The sequence below is a fragment of the Novosphingobium sp. EMRT-2 genome (assembly GCF_005145025.1).
GTDB lineage: Bacteria > Pseudomonadota > Alphaproteobacteria > Sphingomonadales > Sphingomonadaceae > Novosphingobium.
Window position 1 is genome coordinate 549,610 of record NZ_CP039697.1, and the last position, 23,165, is coordinate 572,774.

Below are 23,165 nucleotides of genomic sequence, written 5' to 3' on the forward strand. Positions count from 1 at the left end.
AATTCATTTCACTGGCGCTCGGGCCGCGCTGGCGCAATTGAGGCGCCGGCCGGCGGCGCACGCAACGGGCGACCACGGCAAACTTTGGCGCTCGCGCAACCAGCCTCCCCCCTTCCGGCCCCGGTTGCGCGAGCGCGATTTGCGGAACTGCCATGCTGCAACTGGTCAAGCTTGCCTTGAGCAAGCCCTATACGTTCGTCGTCCTCGCCATCCTGATCGTGCTGTCCGGCTCGATCGCCTGGGTGCGGACACCCACCGACATTTTCCCCGACATCCGCATCCCGGTGATCGCGGCGGTATGGACCTATCGCGGCCTGCCGCCAGAGGACATGTCGGGCCGCGTCGTCTATTACTACGAGCGCCAGCTTTCCACGACGGTCAACGACATCGACCATATCGAAAGCCAGTCGCTCAACGGGATCGGCGTGGTGAAGATCTTCTTCCGTCCCGGCGTTGATATCCGCACGGCGACGGCGCAGGTCACGTCGGTTTCGCAGACGGTGCTCAAGCAGATGCCGCCGGGCATCACCCCGCCACTGATCCTGAACTACAACGCCTCCACGGTGCCGATCCTGCAGATGGCGCTGTCGTCCAAGGGCCTGTCCGAACAGAAGATCTTCGATCTGGGGCAGAACTTCATCCGGCCGTCGCTGGCATCGGTGCAGGGCGCGGCGATCCCTTCGCCCTATGGCGGGCGCGAACGCCAGATCCAGATCGATCTCGATCCCGCCGCGCTGGTCGCGCGTCACCTTTCCGCGACTGACGTCGGCTTGGCGCTGGCGGCGCAGAACCAGATCGTGCCCGCCGGGACCGCCAAGATCGGCCAGTACGAATACAATATCCGGCTGAACAACAGCCCGGAAGTGGTCGATCAGCTCAACAACCTGCCGATCCGCACGGTTGATGGCATCACGGTCTATATGCGCGACGTGGCGCACGTCCGCGATGGTTCGCCGCCACAGCGCAACGAGGTGCGCGTGGACGGTGGCCGCGCCGTGCTGATGACGATCCTCAAGTCCGGCTCCGCTTCCACCATCGCCATCGTCGACCAGGTAAAGGCGCTGCTGCCCAAGCTCAAGGAGACGCTCCCTGCCGATCTCAAGGTGCAGCTGCTTTCGGACCAGTCGCTGTTTGTGAAGGCGGCCGTGTCGGGCGTGGTGCGCGAAGGCGTGATCGCGGCAGGCCTTACCTCGCTGATGATCCTGCTTTTCCTCGGTTCCTGGCGATCGACGGTCATTATCGCGACATCCATCCCTCTCGCGATTCTGGCCGCGGTCGCCGGGTTGTCGGCGGCGGGCGAAACGCTCAACATCATGACGCTGGGCGGACTGGCGCTCGCCGTCGGCATCCTTGTCGATGACGCCACGGTCACCATCGAGAACATCAACTGGCATCTGGAACAGGGCAAGACCGTGCGCGCCGCGATCATGGACGGCGCGGAGCAGATCGTGCGCCCGGCTTTCGTGTCGCTGCTGTGCATCTGCATCGCCTTCGTGCCGATGTTCTTCCTCCCGGGCGTCGCCGGGTTCCTGTTCGCGCCGATGGCCAAGGCGGTGGTCTTCGCCATGATCGCCAGCTTCGTCCTGTCGCGCACGCTGGTGCCGACGATGAGCAACTACCTGTTGCGCGACCACGCCTCGCAGCACACGGCGGAAATCATGGCGAGTCACGACGCGCTGGCGGGCCGCGCGCCGCGCGGCCATCCGCTGCGACGGTTCCAGCAGGGATTCGAGCACCGTTTCGAGAAAGTGCGCGCCTACTACGTCTCGGTTCTGGTGTTCGCGCTGGAGCGGCGCAGGGTGTTCGTTCCGGCCTTTATGGCGGTGGTCCTGGCATCGCTGGCGCTGGTGCCGTTCCTGGGCCGCAACTTCTTCCCGAGCGTCGATTCCGGGCAAATCAGCCTGCATGTCCGCGCGCCGGTGGGCACGCGGCTGGAGGAAACGGCGGCGCTGTTCGACCATATCGAGGACGAGATCCGGCGCACCGTGCCCAAGGATGAACTGGTCTCGGTGGTGGACAACATCGGCCTGCCGGTATCGGGGATCAACCGCGCCTATTCCAATACCGGCGGCGTTGGCCCGCAGGACGGCGATATTCTCATCACGCTGGGCGAAGGGCATCGGCCCACGGCGGGCTATGTCCGTGCCCTGCGCGAACGGTTGCCCCAGGTCTTCCCCGGATCGACGTTCTCGTTCCTGCCGGCCGACATCATCAGCCAGATCCTGAACTTCGGTTCGCCCGCGCCGATCGACGTGATGGTGACCGGCCCGAACGTGCGCGAGAATGAAGCCTATGCGCACGAACTGGTGGCGCGAATGCAGCACGTGGGCGGCATCGCCGACGTGCGCCTGCAACAGGCCAGCAGTTATCCGGAACTGCGGTTCGACGTCGATCGCACCGCCGCCGACCGCGTCGGCGTGACCGAGAACGACGTGACGAAAAGCCTTTCCGTGAACCTTGCCGGCAGCTTCCAGGTCGCTCCCGCGTTCTGGCTCAACCCCCGCAACGGCGTGTCCTATCCCATCGTCGTCCAGACGCCGCAGTACCGGACGGACACCATTCCCGATCTCCAGAACATCCCGGTCAGCGGCGGCCGGCCGGGCGACGTGCAGCTGCTTGGCGCGCTGGGCACGATGCATCGCGAACCGTCGGCCGCCGTGATCTCGCACTATGCCGTCCAGCCGGCGTTTGACGTCTATGCGACGACGCAAGGCCGCGATCTGGGAGCCGTCGCCGGTGACGTGCAGAAGGTGCTGGACGCGACGAAGGCGGACCTGCCCAAGGGCGCCACGGTGAAGTTGCGTGGTCAGGTGGAAACGATGAACACCGCGTTCGTCGGCCTGGTCCTTGGCCTACTGGGCGCTATCGCACTGATCTACCTGCTGATCGTGGTGAACTTCCAGAGCTGGATCGATCCCACCGTGATCGTCTCGGCCCTGCCGGCCGCGCTGGCAGGCATCGCCTGGATGCTGTTCGCCACGCACACGCCGCTGTCGGTGCCGGCGCTGACCGGCGCGATCATGTGCATGGGCGTCGCCACCGCCAATTCGGTGCTGGTGGTGAGCTTCGCCCGGGAACGCCTCGCCGCCGTGGGCGATGCGGTGACCGCCGCGGTGGAAGCCGGATCGACCCGCTTCCGTCCGGTGCTGATGACCGCGCTGGCCATGATCATCGGCATGGCGCCGATGGCGCTGGGGCTGGGCGAGGGCGGCGAGCAGAACGCGCCGCTTGGCCGCGCCGTGATCGGCGGCCTGATCTGCGCCACGATCGCCACGCTGGTGTTCGTGCCGGTCGTCTTCTCCATCGCGCATCGCAAGGACCGCCCCGCGTCCGATGCCGCGCCCCATTCCTCCACGGGAGACCTTGTCCATGCAGAGTGAACGGCTTGCCGAAACGCCGGCCGCGTCCCCACGGGGGCTGAAAACCGCCGGGATCGTTGCCGGAGCGCTGGCGCTGGCCGTGGTGGCCGCCGGCATGATCAGTCGCACCAGCGACACCAGCCGCGCGCAGGCGTGGAGCGACGCGCGCTCGCTGCCCACGGTCCACCTCATCCCCGTGCGCGGCGCCGATGCGAACGGGCAGCTCGAGCTGCCCGGGACGATGGCGGCGTGGAACACCGCGCACATCTTCGCGCGCGTGCCGGGCTACGTCCGGTCCTGGGATCGTGACATCGGCGCGGCCGTGGGGCTGGGGACGCCGCTGGGGCGGATCGACACGCCGGAACTGGACCAGCAGATCGTCGCGGCGCGGGCGTCCCTGGCGCGGGCGCGGGCTGGCGCCGGCCTGGCGCGCAGCACGGCGGCCCGCTGGAACGACCTGTTGACCGATCATTCGGTGTCGCAACAGGAGGCGGACGAGAAGAACGGCAATCTGGCCGTGCAGGTGGCGACGGTACGAGGGGCCGAAGCGGATCTCGGCCGGCTCCTGGCGATGAAGGCCTATGCCACCATCCGCGCCCCGTTTGCCGGCGTGGTCACCGCCCGCAATGCCGACATTGGCGACCTTGTCGGGCCGGGCGCGTCCAGCCAGCAACCGATGTTCACGATCGCCGACATCAGCCGCATCCGCCTCTACGTCAGCGTTCCGCAGAATTACGCGGCGGCGATGAAGCCGGGCTTGCAGGCGCGGTTGACCGTGCCCGACTATCCGGGGCGGCAGTTCACCGCGCGCCTTGTCGGCACGTCGGACGCGATCAATCCGCAGACCGGGACCCTGCAGGTCCAGCTTGTTGCCGACAATCCGGGGCAGGTGCTGCGCGCCGGAGGCTATGCGCAGGTTTCGTTCGACCTGCCGGGCAGCACGGGCGCCGTGGCAATTCCGTCCAGCGCGCTGGTGTTCCGGGCCGCCGGCACCCAGGTCGCGACCGTGGGCGCGGATTCGAAGGTCCGCCTGATCCGCGTCACGCTGGGGCGCGATCTCGGCAGCACGGTAGAGGTGCTCTCCGGCCTTTCTCCGGGCATGCGCATCGTCGACAACCCGCCGGATTCGATCGCCACGGGCGAAGCGGTCCATGTCGACGAGAGCCGCCATGGCTGACCGTCGCGCGCTGGCCGCGCTGCTGGGGCTGACCGCGCTGGCGGGTTGCTCGATGGCGCCGCCCTACCAGCCGCCCGCCGTGTCGGTGCCGGCGACGTATGCGGAGGCCGGCCCATGGGTGCCGGCCGCGCCCGGCGATGCCGCGCCGTCGCCAACCTGGTGGACCGCATTCGGCGATGGCACGCTCGATGCGCTGGAAACGCGGCTCGCCACCGATAATCCATCGCTGGCGGCGGCGGTCGGCCGCTATGACCTGGCGCGGGCCTATCTCGCCGAAGTGCGCGCGGGCCTGTTCCCGCAGATCGGGGCGCAGGCGACGGTCACGCAGAACCGCCAGTCGGACAATCGCCCGCTGCGCGGACAGAAGCAGCCAGACCTTTATGCCGCCGATACGCTGGGCGCACAGGTGAGCTACGAGGCCGACCTCTGGGGGCGGGTACGCAACAGCGTCGCGGCCGGTCGCGCCGATGCGGAGGCCAGTGCCGACGATCTGGCGGCCGTGCGGGTTTCGCTGCAAGCGCAGCTTGCGACGGATTACATCGCCCTGCGCGGCTACGATCGCGAGATCGATCTGCTGCAAAGGACGGTCGATGCCTATTCCCGCGCCGATGCCATGACGCGCCGGCGGTTCGCGGGTGGTATCGCCAATGGCATGGAAACCGGGCAATCGGCCACGCAGCTTGCCGAGGCGCAGGGCCAGCTGGCCGATCTGCGCAACGCCCGCGCGCTGACCGAACACGCCATTGCCGCGCTCGTCGGAACCACGCCGTCGGGCTTTTCGATCGCCGCTTCCTCCGCGCCGTTGCCCATGCCGGAGGTGCCGGTCAGCCTGCCATCGACGTTGCTGCAGCGCCGGCCAGACGTGGCGGCGGCCGAACGCCGGATGTTCGCCGCCAACCGCCGGATCGGCGTTGCCAAAGCGGCCTTCTTCCCTTCGCTTTTGCTGGGCGGGCAGGGGGGTGTCCAGAACACCGCGCTGGCGGGCCTGGCCAGCGCGCCCAACCTGTTCTGGTCGGTCGGTCCCAACGTCCTGCTGACGCTGTTCGATGGCGGTCGCAACCGGGCGCGCGTTGCCGAAGCGAGGGCAGGGTGGGAGCAGGCCACGGCGGACTATCGCCTGCGCGTGCTGGGCGCGATGCAGGATGTCGAGGACGGACTGTCGCGCCTGCATCACCTGGGAGACGAAGCCGCCGCCGAAGAGCGCGCGGCGCAACAGGCGGCGCAAGTCGAGCAGCTGGCAACGCGGCGGTACGAGAAGGGTGCGGTGAGCTACCTGGACGTGGTGACGGCGCAGACCACCGCGCTGCGCACGCAGCGGCAGGCGATCGAGATCGACACGCGCCGGCAGCAAGCGACCGTCGGGTTGTTCAAGGCCGTAGGCGGCGGCTGGGCCTGATCGTGGCGGTCGCGCAGGAATCTGTCGAAGATTACCTAAAGTTAATTTTCCACACTGTTTCTGTAACGTGAATGAAAATTACTAAAGTTAGCTCCCGCGGTGTCGAAGGACTTGGGTGCAAGCGATCGTCGCAGCCCGTCCTTCACCCCAGGGAGGAATTCGGAAATGAAGTTCCATACGTCGCTGGCGGCCCTGCCGCTGGCGCTGCCGCTCGCGTTCGCGCCCGCCATGGCGCACGCCGCTGACGATGCGACACCCGCCGCCGCCGAGGCGGAAAGCCCCGACTCCGGCCGCGGGCTGGAGCAGATCGTGGTCGCCGCGACCAAGCGCGAGACCAATCTGCAGAAGACCCCGATCGCCATTTCCGTGGTGACCCCCACGGTCATCCGCGATCGCCATGTGCAAAGCCTGATCGATCTCGCCGATGGCGCCATTCCGTCGCTGCGCGTGGCCACGTTCGAAGCGCGCCAGTCGGCGCTGACGGTCGGCATTCGCGGCATCGTGCCGTTCGACGCCAACCAGACCGCGCGCGACCAGGGTGTGGGCGTCTATCTCGACGGAGTCTATCTCGGCCGCCAGCAGGGCCTGAACGCCGCGCTGTTCGATGTGCAGCGCGTGGAAGTCCTGCGCGGACCGCAGGGCACGTTGTTCGGCCGCAACACCGAAGGCGGCGCGGTCAGCATCGTCACCGCGCAGCCCACCGGCGAATTCGGCGGCCGGGTGCTGGCGGGCGTGGGCAATTACGGCAGTTACAACGGCGAACTGCACGTGAACCTGCCCGAATTCCACAACATTGCCTTCAAGCTGGACGGCGTGGTCCAGCATCAGGACCCGACTGTGAAGAACCCGCTGGCGGGTCAGGCGGGCTGGAACCAGTATCAGCGCGTCGGCGGCCGAGCCACCGCCCTGTGGAAGCCGTTCGACGGCTTTTCGGCCGAGTTTTCCTATGATCAGTCGCGCGATGAGAACACGCCGTTCTACAGCCAGTTGATCAACTACAACCCCAATGGCCTGCCGGTTGCCACGCTGGCGCAGATCCAGGCCAACGGCGGCAAGCTGCCCAAGGGCTTCATCGCGCCGCTTTCGCCTCTGGTGGTGGTGAGCGGCAACCAGCGCATGTCGGTTGCGGACATCGGCGTGCCGCAGCAGCCGAGCGTGGACAAGACCGACGGGTTTTCCGCCGTGCTCAAGTACAAGGTCAGTCCCAGCCTCGAACTGCGCTCGATCACCGCATGGCGCGGCGTGACCACCAACCAGTGGGACAATTCCGGCGGCGCGCACCGCACGGTGTTTCTGCCGAACGCCACGTTCAGCCGCTACAGCCTTTCCGACCTGCACCAGCGCCAGTTCAGCCAGGAACTGCAGGCGGTGGGCAGCCTGGCGCGCTTCGACTATGTGGTCGGCCTCTACTATTTCACCGAGAACGCGCAGGAATCGGCGGCGACGCCTTCGTCGAACACCTGGAACGCGGACGGCACCGGCTACATCATCAACAGCGAGATCGTGAACGGCGCGATCACCGCGTCGAACAACGGCTGGGCCTATGGCTCGCGCTTCATCCAGCGCGACAGCCACGCCACGGCCCGCAGCTATGCCGCCTTCGCGCAAGTCACCTGGTCGCCGATCGACCCGCTGCACATCACCGTCGGCGGTCGCTATACCAAGGACAAGCGCAACGGCGCGCTGACCACGGTTTCGGGCGTCGCCACGCCGTGGACGTTCCGGTTCGACAAGGACCGGTTCGATCCGATGGTCACGCTGGCCTACGACCTGTCCTCCGGCGTGAACGTCTATGCCAAGTATTCCACCGGCTATCGCGCCGGCGGCGCCAACGACCGGTCGAGCACGTTCGGCGCGTTCGGACCGGAGAAGGTCAAGGCTTACGAACTCGGCGCGAAGATGGACTTCCTGGACCACAAGGTGCGCCTGAACCTTGCCGGCTACATCATGGATCGCACCGGCACGCAGATCGATTTCGACAACGTCGATACCTTGCAGTTCCTGGCCGATGGCTCGCCCAACCCGACCTACAACCTGCACACCGAAAACACCGCCAATGCGCCGGGCACCTCCAAGATCCGTGGCGTGGAAGCGGACCTGACGGTGCGTCCGGTCGAGAACATGACGCTGGGCGCGTCCTATGCCTATACGTACACCAACATCCCCGCCACGGCGAACCCGAACCCGGGGCCGACGTTCGGGCAGTTGACGCAGGTCTTCGTGGTTTACACGCCCCGGAACGCGGCGTCGGCCTACGCTGATTACGAAGTCCCGCTCAGCGCCGCGGGCACTGCGCTGCGCTTCCACATCGATGCCAACTATGCGAGCAGCATGTACAGCTTCCAGTCCGAGAACGTGAAGACGGACGACAGCTTCATCGTCAACGGCCGGCTCGCGCTGGCGGACATTCCGATGAACGGCAACGGCCAGAAGCTGACGGTCGCCGCCTGGGCGCGCAACCTGTTCAACGAAACGCATATCTATCGCCGCTCGGGCGCGAACGATGCGGTGCTGGGCGATTACGGCAACTTCAACCCGCCGCGCACGTTCGGCCTGGAAGCCTCGATCACCTTCTGACGAGCTATCGAAGGGCGCGCAGGATCCTCACCCTGCGCAAAACTGGGGTGGGTGGCATGGCCATCCACCCCTTTTCTTCGATCAGGCCAGAGCCGCCTTCAGGCGCGCGCCGGCGCGGTCGATATAGGCCATGGCATCCGGCACGAACGCGAACATCGAGAAGAAGCCATGGACCATGCCGGGCGCCTCCTCCGCCTCCACCGGCACGCCGGCGGCCGTCAGGCGTTCCGCATAGGCAACGCCCTCGTCGCGTAGCGGATCGTATTGCGCGGTGATGACCGTGGCGGACGGCAACCGGGCAAGGCTTTCGGTGCGCAGCACGGTCGCGCCGTGGATATGCCCGTCGGCCTCGGTTCCGACATACTGGTCCCAGAACCAGCGCATGGCGGCGGTGGAGAGGAAATACTGCCCGCCGCCGTTGGCGGCATAGGACGGCAGCGAGAAATCGGCATCGGTGACGGGATAGATCAGCAACTGGTGGCGCAGCGCCGGTCCGCCTTCGTCGCGCGCGCGGATCGCCACCGCCGCTGCCAGGTTGCCGCCGGCGCTGTCGCCCGCCACGGCGATCCGGGTGCCGTCCACCCCCAGATCGGCGGCATGGTCCCGCGCCCAGACGAGCGCGTCGTAGCAATCGTCGAACGGGGCCGGGAAGGGGTGCTCCGGCGCCAGCCGGTAGCCGATGGAAAGCACCGCCGCGCCGCTGGCCCGCGCCAGCGCGCGGCAGGTCCCGTCGTGCGTATCGAGCGTGCCGATCACCCAGCCGCCGCCATGGTAATAGATCACCACTGGAGGGTTCTCGCCCGAACCTTCGGGAACGTAGAGCCGCGCCGGGATCGTCCGCCCGGCCAGATCCAGCGACAGGTCCTCGACGATCGCCACGGCAGGCGGCGGCCCCATCTGCATCGGCCGCTGGTCGTTGATTTCGCGCAGCGCCCGTGCGGAGATCGCGGCGAAATCGACGGGCGGCATCTGCGCGAACATCGCGAGCAGGGCTTCGACTTGTGCATTCAACGCCATCAAACTGTCCTCCCCTTCCGCATCTTCATTTCTGTCGGATCGCGCCGCGGTGCCGTGTCCAGGCTAGTGCGTGATCATGCCTCCACGCGCACGTCGCGCACCAGATCAAGCACTTGTTGCGCGTGTTCCTTCCGGCAGATGAGCAGATCGGGCATGTAGGTATCGCGCTGGTTGTACACGAGCGGGCTGCCGTCGATGCGGCTGGCGTGGAGGCCATGCGCCAGCGCGACGGCGACCGGCGCGCAGGAATCCCATTCGTACTGTCCGCCCGAATGCAGGTAAATGTCCGCCTGCCCCCGGATCACGGCCATGGCCTTCGCCCCGGCCGAGCCCATCGGCACCAGGTCCGCGCCGAGCCGCTCGGCTACGGCGGTCGCCTCCGGCGCGGGGCGCGTGCGGCTGACGACCATGCGCAGCCGCGCCGGTGCGGGGGGAAGGGGGATCGGCCGGTCGGAGCGCAGTATCACCCCGGCGCCGGGCAGCGCCACCGCGCCCAGCACAGGCGCGCCGTCCACCGCCAGCCCGACATGGACCGCCCAGTCGGTCCGCGCCTCGCCATATTCGCGCGTGCCATCGACGGGATCGACGATCCACACGCGCGCGGCGTCGAGTCGATCGGGGCTGTCCTTCTCCTCTTCGGAGAGCAGCGCATCGTCCGGGCGCTGTTCGCGCAGCGCGTGGCACAGGAACTGGTTGGCCGTGGCATCGCCTGCCTTGCCCAGCGCCTTGAGGCTCAGAATCCCGCTTTCGCGCACCGTAATCAGCAGCTTGCCTGCCACGTCGGCGAGGTGGGCGGCCAGTTCGGTGTCGTTCATATCACGGGGCTCCAGCTGCCGATCACGCGCTCGACGATGCGTTCGGCGGCATCTTCGGGTGTTTCGCGCGTGGTGTCGATGCGGATTTCCGGCCGTTCAGGAGCTTCGTAGGGGCTGTCGATGCCGGTGAAGTTCTTGAGCTGGCCGGACCGCGCCTTCTTGTAGAGGCCTTTCACGTCGCGCCGCTCGGCTTCCTCCAGCGGGGTGTCGACAAACACCTCGATGAATTCGCCTTCGGGCAGCATCGCGCGCACCATCTCGCGTTCGGCGCGGAACGGGCTGATAAAGGCGGTCAGCACGATCAGGCCGGCGTCGGTCATCAGCTTGGCCACTTCGCCGACGCGGCGGATGTTCTCGATGCGGTCCGCCTCGGTAAAGCCGAGATCCTTGTTCAGCCCGTGGCGCACGTTGTCGCCATCAAGCAGGAACGTGTGCTTGCCATAGGCGTGGAGCTTCTTCTCCACGAGGTTGGCGATCGTGGACTTGCCCGAGCCGGACAGCCCGGTGAACCACAGCACCGCGGGCGTCTGGTGCTTAAGCGCGGCGTGGGCCTTGCGGGTCACGTCGAGCGCCTGCCAGTGGACGTTCTGCGCGCGGCGCAGGCTGAAGTTCAGCATCCCCGCCGCCACGGTGGCGTTGGTGATCTTGTCGATCAGGATGAACCCGCCCAGCGCGCGGCTTTCGGCGTAGGGTTCGAACACCACCGCGCGGTCGGTCGTCAGTTCGGCCACGCCGATTGCGTTGAGGTCCAGCGTCTTGGCGGCAAGCTGTTCCATGGTGTTGACGTTGACGGTGTATTTGGGCTGCTGCACCGTGGCCGAAACCGTCTGCGTGCCCAGCTTGAGCCAATAGGCGCGGCCGGGAATCAGCGCCTCGTCGGCCATCCACACGAACGTCGCCTCGAACTGGTCGGCGGCCTGCGGGGGATTGTCCGCGGCGGCGATGACGTCGCCGCGCGAACAGTCGATCTCGTCGGCGAAGCACAGCGTGATCGACTGGCCGGCGACCGCTTCCTCGAGATCGCCATCGAGCGTGACGATGCGCGTGACGGTGCTGGTCTTGCCCGAAGGCAGCACGCGCACCGCGTCGCCCGGCTTCACCGAACCGGTCGCGATCTGGCCGGAGAAGCCCCGGAAATCGAGATTGGGACGGTTGACCCACTGCACCGGCAGGCGGAACGGCTTGGTCTGGTCGATGGTGGCGTCCACTTCCACCGTCTCCAGATGCTCCATCAGCGTCGGCCCCTTGTACCAAGGCGTGTTCGCCGAAAGGGCGGTGATGTTGTCGCCCTTGAAGCCCGAGATCGGGATCGGCACGAAGGTTTCGATGCCGATCGAGCGCGCGAACGCGGTGTAGTCCTTGACGATGCCGTCGAACACGGCGTGGTCGTAATCGACAAGGTCCATCTTGTTCACCGCCAGCACGATATGCCGGATGCCGATCAGGTGCGCGAGGTACGAGTGCCGCCGCGTCTGCGTCAGCACGCCCTTGCGCGCGTCGATCAGGATCACGGCGAGGTCGGCGGTGGAGGCGCCCGTCACCATGTTGCGCGTGTATTGTTCGTGGCCGGGCGTGTCGGCGACGATGAACTTGCGCTTTTCGGTGCCGAAGAAGCGATAGGCGACGTCGATGGTGATGCCCTGTTCGCGTTCGGCGGCAAGGCCATCGACGAGCAGGGCGAAGTCGATCTCCTGCCCCTGCGTGCCCACGCGCTTGCTGTCGGCCTCCAGCGCGGCGAGCTGGTCCTCGAAGATCATCTTCGAATCGTAGAGCAGCCGGCCGATCAGCGTGGACTTGCCGTCATCAACCGAACCGCAGGTGATGAAGCGCAGCATCGTCTTGTTGCGATGCGTTTCGAGATAGGCGTCGATGTCCTCGGCGATGAGGGCATCGGTCTTGTAGATGGGTTCTGCTTCGGACATCAGAAGTACCCCTGCTGCTTCTTCACTTCCATGCCGGCGCCGCCCGCGTCCTTGTCGATGGCGCGGCCCTGGCGCTCGCTGGTGGTGGTCAGCAGCGTTTCCTGGATCACCTGCGGCAGCGTGGCGGCACTGCTTTCGACCGCGCCGGTCAACGGATAGCAGCCCAGCGTGCGGAAGCGGATCGAGCGCATCACCGGTTCCTCACCGGGGCGCAGCGGGAAGCGATCGTCATCGACCATTAGCAGCATGCCGTCGCGCTCCACGGTGGGGCGCTCCGCCGCGAAATAGAGCGGCACGATCGGCACGTCGTTAAGGTGGATGTACTGCCAGATGTCCAGCTCGGTCCAGTTGCTGATCGGGAAGACGCGGATCGATTCGCCCTTGCTCTTGCGGGCGTTGTAGGTGCTCCACAGCTCCGGGCGCTGGTTCTTCGGGTCCCAGCCGTGGCTGGCGGTGCGGAACGAGAAGATGCGCTCCTTGGCGCGGCTCTTCTCCTCGTCGCGCCGCGCCCCGCCGAAGGCCGCATCGAAGCCCCACTTGTCGAGCGCCTGCTTCAGCCCCTCGGTCTTCCACATGTCGGTGTGGAGCGCGCCGTGGTCGAACGGGTTGATGCCCCGCTCCAGCGCTTCGGGATTGCGATAGACCAGCAGTTCCATGCCGCTTTCGCGCGCCATCCGGTCGCGCAGCGCGTACATGTCGCGGAATTTCCAGGTCGTATCGACGTGCAGCAGCGGGAAGGGCGGCGGCGAGGGATAGAACGCCTTGCGCGCCAGATGCAGCATCACGGCGGAGTCCTTGCCCACCGAATAGAGCATGACCGGGCGTTCGGCCTCGGCCACGACTTCGCGCAGGATATGGATCGCCTCGGCCTCGAGCCGTTCGAGATGGGTCAGCGAGGAACGGTGCAACGAACTGGACATGGATGACTCCACGGGAGTGACTGGCCGTCACATCGGCGTAACGGCTTGACCATGAAGCTCCCATATGGGAGCAAAAACACATGGCTTTTCTTTCGGCCGATCAACGCGAGCTATTCCTGCCCCTGATCGAGGGCATTCACGAAAGCCCCCCGTGGGGCGCGTTCATGCGCAATCTGGTGGCGCGGACCTATGCCCGGCGGGCGTTCCTGATCGTGACGCTGGCCAATGCCGCACCCACGCAGGAGCCGACCGTGATCCATGTCGCCGCGCCGCGCGCGGCGCAGGAGCCACCGCTCGATTTCCGCCGGCTCGATGCGCTGCGGCTGCATCCCTATGGCGCGCTGCGCCCCGGGCGGGTCTATGCGCTCGACGAAATGCTGGACTACGACCATCCCGCCCGGCTTGCCGAACAGCGCGCGGCGCTGCACGCCATGGGTATTCGCTATGGCCGCTGGCTGCGCGTTTCCGCCGGTGGCGCGGCCGACGCCTGGCTGCTGCTGGTGCGCGAGCGCGAGGACTTCAGCGCCGCCGCCGTCTCCGCGCTGGCGGCGATCGCGCCGCACCTGACCGCCGCCCTGCGCACGCTGGTCGCGCTGATCGAACAGCGCCTGCTGGCCGCCATGGCACAGGCCGCGCTGGCGCGGCTGGGCGTGGGGCAACTGGCGTTCGATGCTGGTGGGCGGGTCATGGCCGCCGATCCCTGGGCGGAAGCCCTGCTGGCGTTCACGCCGGAGCCGGGGCCGGCGCCGGGCCGTCGGTTGCAGGTGCTTCCCGATGTCGCGCGCGCGCTCGATGCAGCCTGCGCCGCGCTGGCGGCCGGTCCGGCGGGCGGAACGCGGGTGATCCGGCTCGACGAGCGCTCGGCGCTCGACGTGTTGCTGCGCAAGTCGGACCTTGCCCTGGTGGAGCCTTGCGCCTTCCCGGCAGTGATCGGCACGCTGCGCCGTGAACACCGCGAAGCCGCGCGCGAAGCGGTCCGTACGCTGGCGGCGGTCCATGGCCTGTCGGATCGCGAAGCGGCGCTGGCGCACGCCATCAGCATGGGCGAAACGATCGTGGAGGCCGGCCGCCGCCTGCGCCTGACCAGCGAGACCGCGCGGAACTATTCGAAGCGCATCTATGCCAAGACCGGGGCCGCCGGGCAGGCCGATCTGGTGCGGATGGTGCTGACCGGGCTGGCGCCTTTCGCCTGAGTCCGCGGCCCGTTTCAGTGAGGCCGTAACGCCACGCGTGCGTGAAGCGCCGCGCGCGCGGCCTTCAGCGTGGCGACCGCTTCCTCGCCTTCGCCCTGCGCGCGGGCGAGAGTCATGGCGCCGACCATTTCGGCGACCGTCGAGGCGGCAAGGGCATCGGCTTCGGGCTTCGGGTGGCCGCTTCTGACCAGCGCGCCGGCGATGGCATCGCGCATGGCGGAAATGCCGGCCTGGAAGCGGAGGCGTGCGGACTCGGGCATTCTCGGGGCCTCACCCGCCAGCCAGGGCAGGGGACAGCCAAGATCGTGCCGGCGCATGGCCGCTTCCGACAGGTAGTGGTCGATCAGCCCGCCAAGGTCGGGCCGGTCGCCCAGGAAGCGTTCCAGCATCGCGCGGCTGTCTTCGAACATGCGATCGACGGCGTGGGCAACTAGATCGTCGCGGTTCTCGAAATGGGCGTAGAACCCGCCATGCGTCAGGCCTGCGCGTTTCATCAGATTGGCGACGCTCAACCCTTCGGTGCCGCCGCTGCGCAGTGCGATGGCGGCCTCGTCGAGAATCCGGGCGCGCACTTTGGCCTTGTGGGCGCTCTTGTCAGCCATGGTGATCCGCCTCCTGCTCGCCGGGGCCGTAGCCGCCGCCCATCGCCCGTACCGCCGCGACCGAGGCGCGCGCAAGCGCCTCGCGATTCTGCGCAAGGCGATCGGTCGCCTCCAGCAGATTGCGATCGGCATCCAGCACGTCGATCAGGGCGACGATTCCCTGCGCGTAAGCTTCGCGCGCCTGATCGCGCGCACGGCGGAGCAGGGAAACCTGCCGCGCAAGTTCGTCCTGTTCCCGCCGGCCTTCGGCCAGCGCGGCGACCGCGTCCGCCACTTCGGCGCTGGCGACCTGCGCGGCCTGCCGCCACAGCGCGAGCACCTCGCGCTCATGCCCGCGCGCGGCGGCGAGTTCCGCATCAAGCCGTCCAAAGTCAAACAAGCGCCAGCGCAGCGTCGCCCCGCCACTGGCCGAAACCGAATCCCCCGATCCGAACGAGGCGCCGCCCAGCGTCACCAGCCCGACCAGCCCGCCGAGCGAGAGGTGGGGGTAGTATTCCGCCCGCGCCACGCGGATGCCCGCCCGTGCGGCGTCCACGCGCCGTTCGGCAGCGGCCAGATCGGGGCGGCGACGCATCAGCGTCGCGGGATCGGCATCCAGCGCCGGATCGAGCGGGGCGGGGATGGCGGCCGTTTCGCGCAGGCGTTCCAGCCACGCCCGGTCGCTTCCCCCCGTCAGCACGCCCAGCCGGTCGATGTCGACTTCGATGGCCTGCCGCAGCGGCGGCAAGGTGGCGAGCGTGGCGGCGTGGGCCGCTTCGGCGCGGTTGGCATCGAAATCGCTGGCCAGGCCCTGATCGGCGCGCTGGCGCACCAGTGCCGCCAGGTTGCCGCGCAATTGCGCCTGCTGCTGCGCCAGCGCGAGCCGTTCCTGCAGCCCGCGCAAGTGGAGATAGGCGTCCGCCGTTTCGGCGGCGATGGCCAGGTGCATGGCATCCAGCTCGGCCAGCGTAGCCGCCGCGTTGGCCGCCGCGGCCTTGCGCCGCGCCGAAAGCCCTCCGAACAGGTCGATTTCCCAGCGGGCTTCCACCCCGGCCTGATAGAGTTCGTAGTTCCGGGGCAAGCCCAGTTGCCGCGACGCCGCACCGATCGGCGAATGGAGCGACTGCCGGTCGGCTTCGGCCGCGCCGGTGGCGTCGAAGGAGGGCAACAGCGCCGCGCGCGCGCCCTTGGCCATGGCCCGTGCCTGATCGACGCGCGCCGCGGCGGCGGCGAGGTCAAGGTTGCCGGTCAGCGCGCGGCGGACGGTTTCGTCGAGCTGCGGATCGTGGAACGCCTGCCACCACGCACCGGTGACAGGCTGGGCGTGAACCGTCGCCGGCGTGGCGGCCATGAGGATCAGGGCGAGCGCGACGGGGCGCAGATTGCGGAAACGCATGAGACTTCTCCTTAATGCGCGGCATCGGCGGGAGGGGGCGTCGCGCCCGGCTCCTGCCGGCAGAACGGCACCAGCACCAGTGCCGCGATGAACATCCAGGCCATCACCCGGAACACGTCGTCGAACCCCAGCGCCAGCGCCTCGCGCCCGATCACGCGCGCCATCACGGCCTGCGCCATGTCCTGCGCGCGCGCGCCGTCGGGCGTCATCGTGGCAATCCGCTGCCCCAGGCTGGCCATGACATCGCTGGCGGGCCGCGCGTGACGACCCAGCGCTTCGGAAAGGCGCGCGGCGGCGATGCGCGTATCGTCCTGCAGCCAGCTGTTGACCACCGCGATGCCGATCGCGCCGCCAAGGTTGCGCATCAGGTTGAACAGGCCGGAGGCTGCGCCGAGATCCTGCGGCGGCACGCCCGAAAGAGCCATGTTTACCGAAGGAACAATGCACAGCATCAGGGCGAAGCCGCGCAGCATCTGCGGCACCAGCAGTTCCGAAAAGCCCCACTGGCTGGTCATGCCCGACGTCAGCCACAGGCTCAGCGCGAACAGGGAAAGGCCGACGCTGATCATCCAGCGCATGTCGATGCGCTGCGACAGCGACGCGGCGACGACCGTCGACCCCAGTTGCGCCACGCCGACCACGAAGATCGTCTTGCCGATCTGCAGGGCATCGTACCCGCGCACTTGAGCCAGATAGACCGGCACCAGCGAGATCGAGGCATACATTCCAAAGCCGATCACCAGGTTGAACAGGCAGGCGAAGGCGAAGATCGGCCGGCGGAACGGGCGCAGCGAAACAACCGGCATCGGCGAGAACAGCGCGCGCTCCACGAACAGCACCAGCCCCACCAGTGAAAGCCAGGCGGCGATAGCGATGGTTTCATCGCCCAGCCAGTCGTGACGGGGGCCTTCCTCCAGCACGTATTCAAGGCCGGCGAGAAACACCGCCATGGCCACGAAGTGCGCCCAGTCGATCCTGCGCAACAGGCTGGTGTCGGCCTTGTCGATCCGCAGCAGCATGGCGCAGGCCGTCGCGATGGCCAGGCCCGGAAGAACATTGACGAAGAACAGCCAGCGCCAGTCCAGCGCGTCGGTGATCAATCCGCCCGCCGAAGGGCCGAGCGCCGGCGCCAGGACGCTGACGGTGCCGAGGATGGCCGGGATCAGCGCGCGCTGCTTGCCCGAGAACAGCGTGAACCCGACCGCGAACACCAGCGGCACCATCGCGCCGCCGGTGAAGCCCTGCAAGGCGCGGAAGGCGATAATCGATCCGATCGACCACGACAGGCCGCACAGCAGGCTGGAAATCGTGAACATGGTGCACGAAGCCACGAACAGCCAGCGCGTCGACAGGGCGCGCGCGAGGAAGCCGGACAGGGGAATCATCACCAGTTCGGCCATCAGGTAGGCGGTCTGCACCCAGCTGATTTCATCCGCTCCGGCGGCGAGCCCGGCCGCCACCTCGCGCTGCGAGGCGGAGACGATCTGGATGTCGAACAGGGCGAGAAACTGCCCGAATGCCATCAATCCGAAGATCAGGAACTTGCGGGCCGTGGGCATGGCCGTCGGATCGTCCGACCAGTCCGTGCCGAAGCGCGCGAAAGACCATCTGGGCATGGCGGCAATTTTCCCTCTGGACGAATGATGGGCAACATATATATTATTTTCATCATATCAACAAGAGTGCATTTCCATGCTTCAGCGCACATCGGAATCCCAGGTTGATGACGCGGTGGTGCCGGCACCCCGGCGCAGGGCGCCGCGCGCGGTGATCGCGGCAGGGGCGGCGCTTGTCGCGGCGGGGTTGGGCGCGGCCTGGATCCTGTCCGAGCCGGCCAGCCAGTCCACCGACGATGCCTATGTCGGTGCCGATGCGACCAGCGTGGCGCCCCGTATCAAGGGTTTCGTCAGCGCGGTGCTGGTCGAGGAAAACCAGTCGGTCCGCGCGGGCATGCCGCTGCTGCGCATCGATCCCGAGGAATACGGCGCGCGCCGGGCGACGGCTGAAGCCGATCTCGCCGACGCGCGGGCGGCGGTGGCGGCGGCGCGTGCCGCCCTGGTCAGGCAGGGTACGGAAGAGGCGCTGGCCCGCGCACAGGCCGGCGCGGCGGCGACGACGATCCGCGCGGCGGAGGCCAATGCCGGGCACGCCTCGGCTGATCAGCGCCGCTATGACGCGCTTCTGGCGACCGGCGCGGTGGCCGCGCGCGATGCGGAAAGCATCCGCACGGGCGCAGTCGCGGCACGGCAGGCGCTTGCCCGTTCCGAGGCCGATCTGACCGTGGCGCGCCGGCAGGTGGCGGTCGTCGGCGCGCGGCGCGGCGATTTGCTGGCCGCGCTGGCGCAGGCACAGGCGGGCGAGGCCCGCGCCCGCGCCGCGCTGGATCTTGCCGGACAGGATTTGCGCCATACCGAGGTGCGCGCGCCGATCGATGGCGTGGTGGCCAACCGGCAGCTGCGTGTGGGCGATTACGTGCAGCCCGGCACGCGCGCGCTGACGCTGGTGCCGATGCAGGCGCTCTATGTGACCGCCAATTTCAAGGAAACGCAGACGCGCCGGATGCACCCCGGCCAGCGCGCCACCATCCGCGTCGATGCGCTGGGTAGCGCGAAGCTCAAGGGCACGGTGGAAAGCCTGGCGCCAGGATCGGCCTCGACGTTCGCCCTGCTGCCGTTCGAGCCGGGGACCGGCAATTTCACCAAGATCGTGCAGCGCGTGCCGGTGCGGATACGGCTCGATCCCGGCCAGCCCGCGCTGGCCACGCTGCGTCCCGGCCTTTCCGTTACCGCCAACGTCCAACTTTCCAACTGAAGGATCCCCGAAATGACTATCCCTCACCATTCGACCGCCGTGATCACCGGCGCTTCCACGGGTATCGGCGCCGTCTATGCCGATCGGCTGGCCCGGCGCGGGCACGATCTGGTCCTCGTCGCGCGCGACGTTGCCCGCCTGAACGCGCTGGCCGAGCGTCTGCGCGCGGAGACCGGCCGAGCCATCGAGGTGCTGCCGGCCGATCTCACCGATCCTGCCGCCGTCGCGCGCGTGGCCGACCGGATCGCCACGATCCCCAACCTTGGTCTGCTCGTCAACAACGCGGGCATGTCGCTCACCGGCACGCTGGTTACCAGTCCGGCCGACGAAGTGGTGCGCCTGATCGCGCTCAACATCACCGCGCCGGCGCTGCTGGCCCGCGCCGCGGCGCTGCGCCTGACGCACGAGGGCGCCGGGGCGATCGTCAACCTCGCGTCGGTGCTCGCGTTGGCGCCGGAAATGTTCGATGGCACCTACAGCGGCAGCAAGGCGTTCATCCTGAACCTCTCGCAGGGGCTGTCCACCGAGCTGGCGGGCAGCGGCGTGCACGTGCAGGCGGTGCTTCCGGGCGCGACGCGCACGGAGATATGGGAACGGTCGGGCAAGGACATCGATGCCTTCCCGGCAGAAATGGTGATGGACGTGAACGATCTGGTCGATGCCGCGCTGGTCGGGCTCGATCGCGGCGAGAGCGTGACGATTCCGCCGCTGGCCGATCTGGCCGGGTGGGAAGCGATGCAGTCGGCGCGCGTGGCGCTTGGCCCCCAGCTTTCCCGCAGCGAGGTCGCCGCCCGCTATCGCGCGGTTCTGGCCTGAGTTTGGTCAGCGCAGAGGATTGATCCGGCCGAGCGCACCGTTCGCCCAGCCAAGGATATCCTCGCCGCCGTTGTCGAACAGGTCATAGACCTCGCCCACCAGCAGGTCATGCGTTCCATAGGGCACGCGCTCGCGAATGGCGCAGAAGATGTTCGCGGGCGCCCCTTCGATGAACCAGACCGGGCCATGCTGACGCCAGTCGTCCTGCGCGAAGCGTTCCTCGCGCGCGGCCGCACCGGCGAACGGCGCCATGTGCGCGTCGTGCGCGTCATGCAGCAGGTTGATGCAGAAGCGCTCCGCGCGGATCATCGCGTCGTGGCTCGATCCCGACCGGTTGACGCAGATCGCCATCGCGCAGGGATCGAGGCACACCGGCATGATCGCGGACATGGCGAGGCCGACCGGCGTGTTCGTTGCGGGATCGAAGCTGGTGACGATGCCCACCGGCGCGGGCATGTGCCGCAGCACGCGCTTGAGCCGGCCGTCTATGGTCGTGGTCACGTTGGTTGCCATCGATTGCCTGCCTGCTCCCGGGATGCGAAACTGCGCCGGATTTATCGCATTGCGCCACGCGGGTTATATGCGATCTGCGCAGGAATCGTCCGTCTTCATGCGCCGAACAGGCTGGCGACAGCGGCGGGCGAGGAGGGGAAATAGAAATGCATGTAGCTGGCGTGCAGCGATCCCTGCCGGAACAGGGCCTCTCCGGTTCGTCCGTTTGGGTTCGTGGCGCGGGTAACAGGCGATAACGGGGTTTCCAGCCGGGAATAGTGGAACGTGTGGCCGCGCAGGCTCCCGGCGGGCAGCGCCATGTCCTGCAATCCCAGCGCGGCAAGGCTCGCCTGCATTGTCGCCCGGCCCGGCATCAGGCCCAGCATCGGGGCGTGCGCGCCTTTGCCGTCGTCCAGTGCCTCCAGGCAATAGAGCATGCCGCCGCATTCGGCGAGCACCGCCTTTCCCGCCGCATGGTGCGCGCGGATCGCATCGCGCATAGTGTGGTTGCCGGCCAGCCGGTCGAGGTGAAGTTCCTGGTATCCACCGGGCAGCCACAGCGCGTCGCATGGGGGCAGCGCCGTATCGGCGAGGGGCGAGAAGAACGCCAGCGTCGCGCCCATCGCGCGCAAGCAATCGAGGTTGGCGGGATAGAGGAAGCCGAACGCCGCATCCCGCGCGACGGCGATCCGCAGCCCGGCGAGATCGCGTTGCGCGGGGGATGGAGCGTCCTGTCTGGCAAAATCCACCAGCGCCGGCAGCCAGCAGGCTTCGTCGGGCAGCGCGGCCGCCGCCCGGTCGATGCGCCCGTCGAGATCGGCGATCTCGTCCGCCTGCACAAGGCCGAGATGGCGCTCGGGAAAGGCGATCCCGGCATCGCGGGGCAGGGCGCCCAGCCATTGCACGCCGCCGCGCAGGCTGTGGCCGAGCATGGCCGCATGACGTTCTCCCGCAACGCGGTTGGCCAGCCCCGCGATCACGCGCACGTCATCGCGGTAGGTGGCCAGCCCATGGACCAGCGCGCCGAAGCTCTGCGCCATGGCGCTGCCGTCCACCACCGCCAGCACGGGCAGGCCGAAGCGGGCGGCCAGATCGGCGGCGGACGGATCGCCGTCGAACAGGCCCATCACGCCTTCGACGAGGATGAGATCGGCCTCGCGCGCGGCATCGGCCAGCAGGCGGCGGCATCCGGCTTCGCCCACCATGAACAGGTCGAGCTGATAGACCGGCGCGCCGCTTGCCCGTTCGAGGATCATCGGATCGAGGAAGTCCGGGCCGCACTTGAACACGCGAACCCTGCGCCCGGCCTGGCGGTGGCGGCGGGCCAGCGCCGCCGTCACCAGTGTCTTGCCCTGTCCGGATGCCGGCGCGCTGACCAGCAGGGCCGGGCAACGCGCCGTCTTCACCGGTCGATCCCTTCCTGCGCGCGCACGCCGTCGCGGAAGGCGTGCTTCACGTCGCGGATCGCGCTGACGGTGTCGGCGGCGGCGATCAGCGCCTCGTCGGCGGCGCGGCCGGTGATGACGACGTGCTGCATCGCAGGCCGTGCTTCCAGCGCGGGCATGATCTCGTCGAGCGCGAGGTAGCGATACGTGACGAGGTAGGTCAGCTCGTCCAGCACGACCAGGCTGATCGCGGGATCGGCGAGCGCCGCCCTGGCCTTTTCCCAGCCGGCGCGCGCGGCGGCGATGTCGCGCTGGCGGTCCTGCGTTTCCCAGGTGAAGCCTTCGCCGCACTTTTCCCAGATCACGTCGGGATGGCGCGAGAAGAAGGCGCGCTCGCCCACGTTCTCGGCCCCCTTGATGAACTGGAACACGGCCGCCTTGCGACCGTATCCCAGCGTGCGCGCGACCATGCCGAAGGCGCTGGAGGACTTGCCCTTGCCGTTGCCGGTCAGCACCAGCAGCAGGCCCTTGTCGCGCGTGGCGGCGGCGATTTTGGCGTCGACCACCGCCTTGTGCCGGCGAGTGCGCTCGCGGTGCGCGCTGTCGTCGGTTCCGCTCACCGGCGCTCGCTTTCACGCAGTTCGGGCCGGATCAGGGACAGCAGCGAGAACGCGGCGGCGGCCAGGCCGCTCCAGCCCAGCGTGGCCCACAGCGTCGGCGGGAAATAGCGCCCGATGCGCGGCAGGAAGCCGGCGAGCGTGGGATCGGCGAAGCGGCCGCCGAGGAAGTAGAAGCCGCCGCTGGAAAGCAGTTCGGACGCGAAGGTGGCGCAGATCAGCAGCACGGCCATGATCGGCAGGGCGGCAAGGCTCGCACCCAGCCGGGTTTGCGCGTACCGTCCGGCCAGCCACATCACGCCATAGGCGGGCACCAGCATCCAGTAGGCGGGCGTGAAGCAGAAGCTCGACTGGCCGAACCAGCCGATCACTACCACGTCGATGGCATAGCCAAGCAGGAACAGCGCGCCGAACGCCGCCGCGCGGCGGACGAAGAAGCCCAGCACGAAGAAGCTGGCGAGGCTGGTATCGGGCAGGTGGATGACCTGGCTAAGCGAATGGCTGCGCGTGACGAGCATGACGAGTGCGAGAAGCCCGAAGACGGACAGTTCGAATCGGGTATTGCGGACCATGAGGGGTCTCCTGAACGGGTTGGATTTCGCGTTGTGGCCGCGCACGCGACCATCGGCTGCGGCGCGGGGGCCTTTGCGGTGCGCGGGCGGGCGCGGAACCGAAAGCTCGGGGCCGGGGC

The 23,165-nt window shown here is 68.1% G+C and carries 18 protein-coding genes; 7 read left to right on the forward strand and 11 right to left on the reverse strand.

Annotation, left to right across the window (positions count from 1 at the left end):
• The first annotated feature begins 152 nt into the window (after positions 1 to 152).
• The 4 genes from FA702_RS20445 to FA702_RS20460 all read left to right on the forward strand — a co-directional run bounded on the left by FA702_RS20445 (position 153) and on the right by FA702_RS20460 (position 8,509).
• Positions 153 to 3,380, forward strand: coding sequence for an efflux RND transporter permease subunit (locus FA702_RS20445; RefSeq protein ID WP_136957912.1), 3,228 nt, complete (start codon positions 153 to 155; stop codon positions 3,378 to 3,380).
• Complete coding sequence (locus FA702_RS20450) at positions 3,370 to 4,536, forward strand: efflux RND transporter periplasmic adaptor subunit (RefSeq protein ID WP_136957913.1); 1,167 nt, start codon at positions 3,370 to 3,372, stop codon at positions 4,534 to 4,536. Before FA702_RS20445 ends, FA702_RS20450 begins: the two co-directional genes overlap by 11 nt.
• Positions 4,529 to 5,932 (forward strand): efflux transporter outer membrane subunit, encoded by a 1,404-nt coding sequence (locus FA702_RS20455; RefSeq protein WP_136957914.1) that lies wholly within the window; start codon positions 4,529 to 4,531, stop codon positions 5,930 to 5,932. Before FA702_RS20450 ends, FA702_RS20455 begins: the two co-directional genes overlap by 8 nt.
• Before the next feature lie 165 nt (positions 5,933 to 6,097).
• Positions 6,098 to 8,509 carry a TonB-dependent receptor gene (locus FA702_RS20460; protein WP_136957915.1) on the forward strand — a complete coding sequence of 804 codons (2,412 nt, stop codon included), beginning with the start codon at positions 6,098 to 6,100 and terminating at the stop codon, positions 8,507 to 8,509.
• Between the two features lie 81 nt (positions 8,510 to 8,590).
• Here the strand turns inward: FA702_RS20460 and estDL136 are convergent, their stop codons facing one another.
• The 4 genes from estDL136 to cysD all read right to left on the reverse strand — a co-directional run bounded on the left by estDL136 (position 8,591) and on the right by cysD (position 13,183).
• Entirely contained in the window at positions 8,591 to 9,526 is a 936-nt protein-coding gene (estDL136, locus tag FA702_RS20465; protein WP_136957916.1) for a chloramphenicol hydrolase, read from the reverse strand.
• Positions 9,527 to 9,600: 74 nt separating this feature from the next.
• Positions 9,601 to 10,341, reverse strand: a complete 741-nt coding sequence (locus tag FA702_RS20470; protein WP_136957917.1) for a 3'(2'),5'-bisphosphate nucleotidase CysQ — start codon at positions 10,339 to 10,341, stop codon at positions 9,601 to 9,603.
• Positions 10,338 to 12,263: a sulfate adenylyltransferase subunit CysN gene (cysN, locus tag FA702_RS20475; protein WP_136957918.1), complete on the reverse strand. Its 1,926-nt coding sequence runs from the start codon at positions 12,261 to 12,263 to the stop codon at positions 10,338 to 10,340. The genes FA702_RS20470 and cysN overlap by 4 nt, the downstream gene beginning before the upstream one ends.
• Complete coding sequence (cysD, locus tag FA702_RS20480) at positions 12,263 to 13,183, reverse strand: sulfate adenylyltransferase subunit CysD (RefSeq protein WP_136957919.1); 921 nt, start codon at positions 13,181 to 13,183, stop codon at positions 12,263 to 12,265. The genes cysN and cysD overlap by 1 nt, the downstream gene beginning before the upstream one ends.
• Before the next feature lie 80 nt (positions 13,184 to 13,263).
• Here cysD and FA702_RS20485 point away from each other — a divergent pair, with 80 nt between their 5' ends.
• Positions 13,264 to 14,376, forward strand: coding sequence for a LuxR family transcriptional regulator (locus FA702_RS20485; protein WP_136957920.1), 1,113 nt, complete (start codon positions 13,264 to 13,266; stop codon positions 14,374 to 14,376).
• A gap of 14 nt (positions 14,377 to 14,390) precedes the next feature.
• Here FA702_RS20485 and FA702_RS20490 read toward each other — a convergent pair whose 3' ends face one another.
• Genes FA702_RS20490 through FA702_RS20500 form a run of 3 tightly spaced genes read right to left on the reverse strand, consistent with a single transcriptional unit; the run spans position 14,391 to position 17,969 of the window.
• The gene (locus FA702_RS20490) at positions 14,391 to 14,978 is read right to left on the reverse strand and encodes a TetR/AcrR family transcriptional regulator (protein ID WP_168196167.1); all 588 of its coding nucleotides are present in this window, start codon (positions 14,976 to 14,978) and stop codon (positions 14,391 to 14,393) included.
• Entirely contained in the window at positions 14,971 to 16,353 is a 1,383-nt protein-coding gene (locus FA702_RS20495) for an efflux transporter outer membrane subunit (RefSeq protein WP_136957921.1), read from the reverse strand. Before FA702_RS20495 ends, FA702_RS20490 begins: the two co-directional genes overlap by 8 nt.
• A gap of 11 nt (positions 16,354 to 16,364) precedes the next feature.
• Complete coding sequence (locus tag FA702_RS20500) at positions 16,365 to 17,969, reverse strand: DHA2 family efflux MFS transporter permease subunit (protein ID WP_370385531.1); 1,605 nt, start codon at positions 17,967 to 17,969, stop codon at positions 16,365 to 16,367.
• Positions 17,970 to 18,045: 76 nt separating this feature from the next.
• Between FA702_RS20500 and FA702_RS20505 the strand changes: the two genes are divergently transcribed.
• Together FA702_RS20505 and FA702_RS20510 are read left to right on the forward strand one after the other, a co-directional pair.
• Positions 18,046 to 19,164 (forward strand): HlyD family secretion protein, encoded by a 1,119-nt coding sequence (locus FA702_RS20505; RefSeq protein ID WP_136957922.1) that lies wholly within the window; start codon positions 18,046 to 18,048, stop codon positions 19,162 to 19,164.
• Between the two features lie 12 nt (positions 19,165 to 19,176).
• Positions 19,177 to 19,980: an SDR family oxidoreductase gene (locus FA702_RS20510; protein ID WP_136957923.1), complete on the forward strand. Its 804-nt coding sequence runs from the start codon at positions 19,177 to 19,179 to the stop codon at positions 19,978 to 19,980.
• Positions 19,981 to 19,986: 6 nt separating this feature from the next.
• Here FA702_RS20510 and FA702_RS20515 read toward each other — a convergent pair whose 3' ends face one another.
• The 4 genes from FA702_RS20515 to FA702_RS20530 all read right to left on the reverse strand — a co-directional run bounded on the left by FA702_RS20515 (position 19,987) and on the right by FA702_RS20530 (position 23,046).
• Positions 19,987 to 20,493 (reverse strand): flavin reductase family protein, encoded by a 507-nt coding sequence (locus FA702_RS20515; RefSeq protein ID WP_136957924.1) that lies wholly within the window; start codon positions 20,491 to 20,493, stop codon positions 19,987 to 19,989.
• Positions 20,494 to 20,588: 95 nt separating this feature from the next.
• Positions 20,589 to 21,878: a cobyrinate a,c-diamide synthase gene (locus FA702_RS20520; protein WP_136957925.1), complete on the reverse strand. Its 1,290-nt coding sequence runs from the start codon at positions 21,876 to 21,878 to the stop codon at positions 20,589 to 20,591.
• Positions 21,875 to 22,477 (reverse strand): cob(I)yrinic acid a,c-diamide adenosyltransferase, encoded by a 603-nt coding sequence (cobO, locus tag FA702_RS20525; protein ID WP_136957926.1) that lies wholly within the window; start codon positions 22,475 to 22,477, stop codon positions 21,875 to 21,877. Before cobO ends, FA702_RS20520 begins: the two co-directional genes overlap by 4 nt.
• On the reverse strand, positions 22,474 to 23,046 hold the full coding sequence (locus tag FA702_RS20530) for a hypothetical protein (RefSeq protein WP_136957927.1): 573 nt from the start codon (positions 23,044 to 23,046) through the stop codon (positions 22,474 to 22,476). The genes cobO and FA702_RS20530 overlap by 4 nt, the downstream gene beginning before the upstream one ends.
• Positions 23,047 to 23,165: the final 119 nt, after the last annotated feature.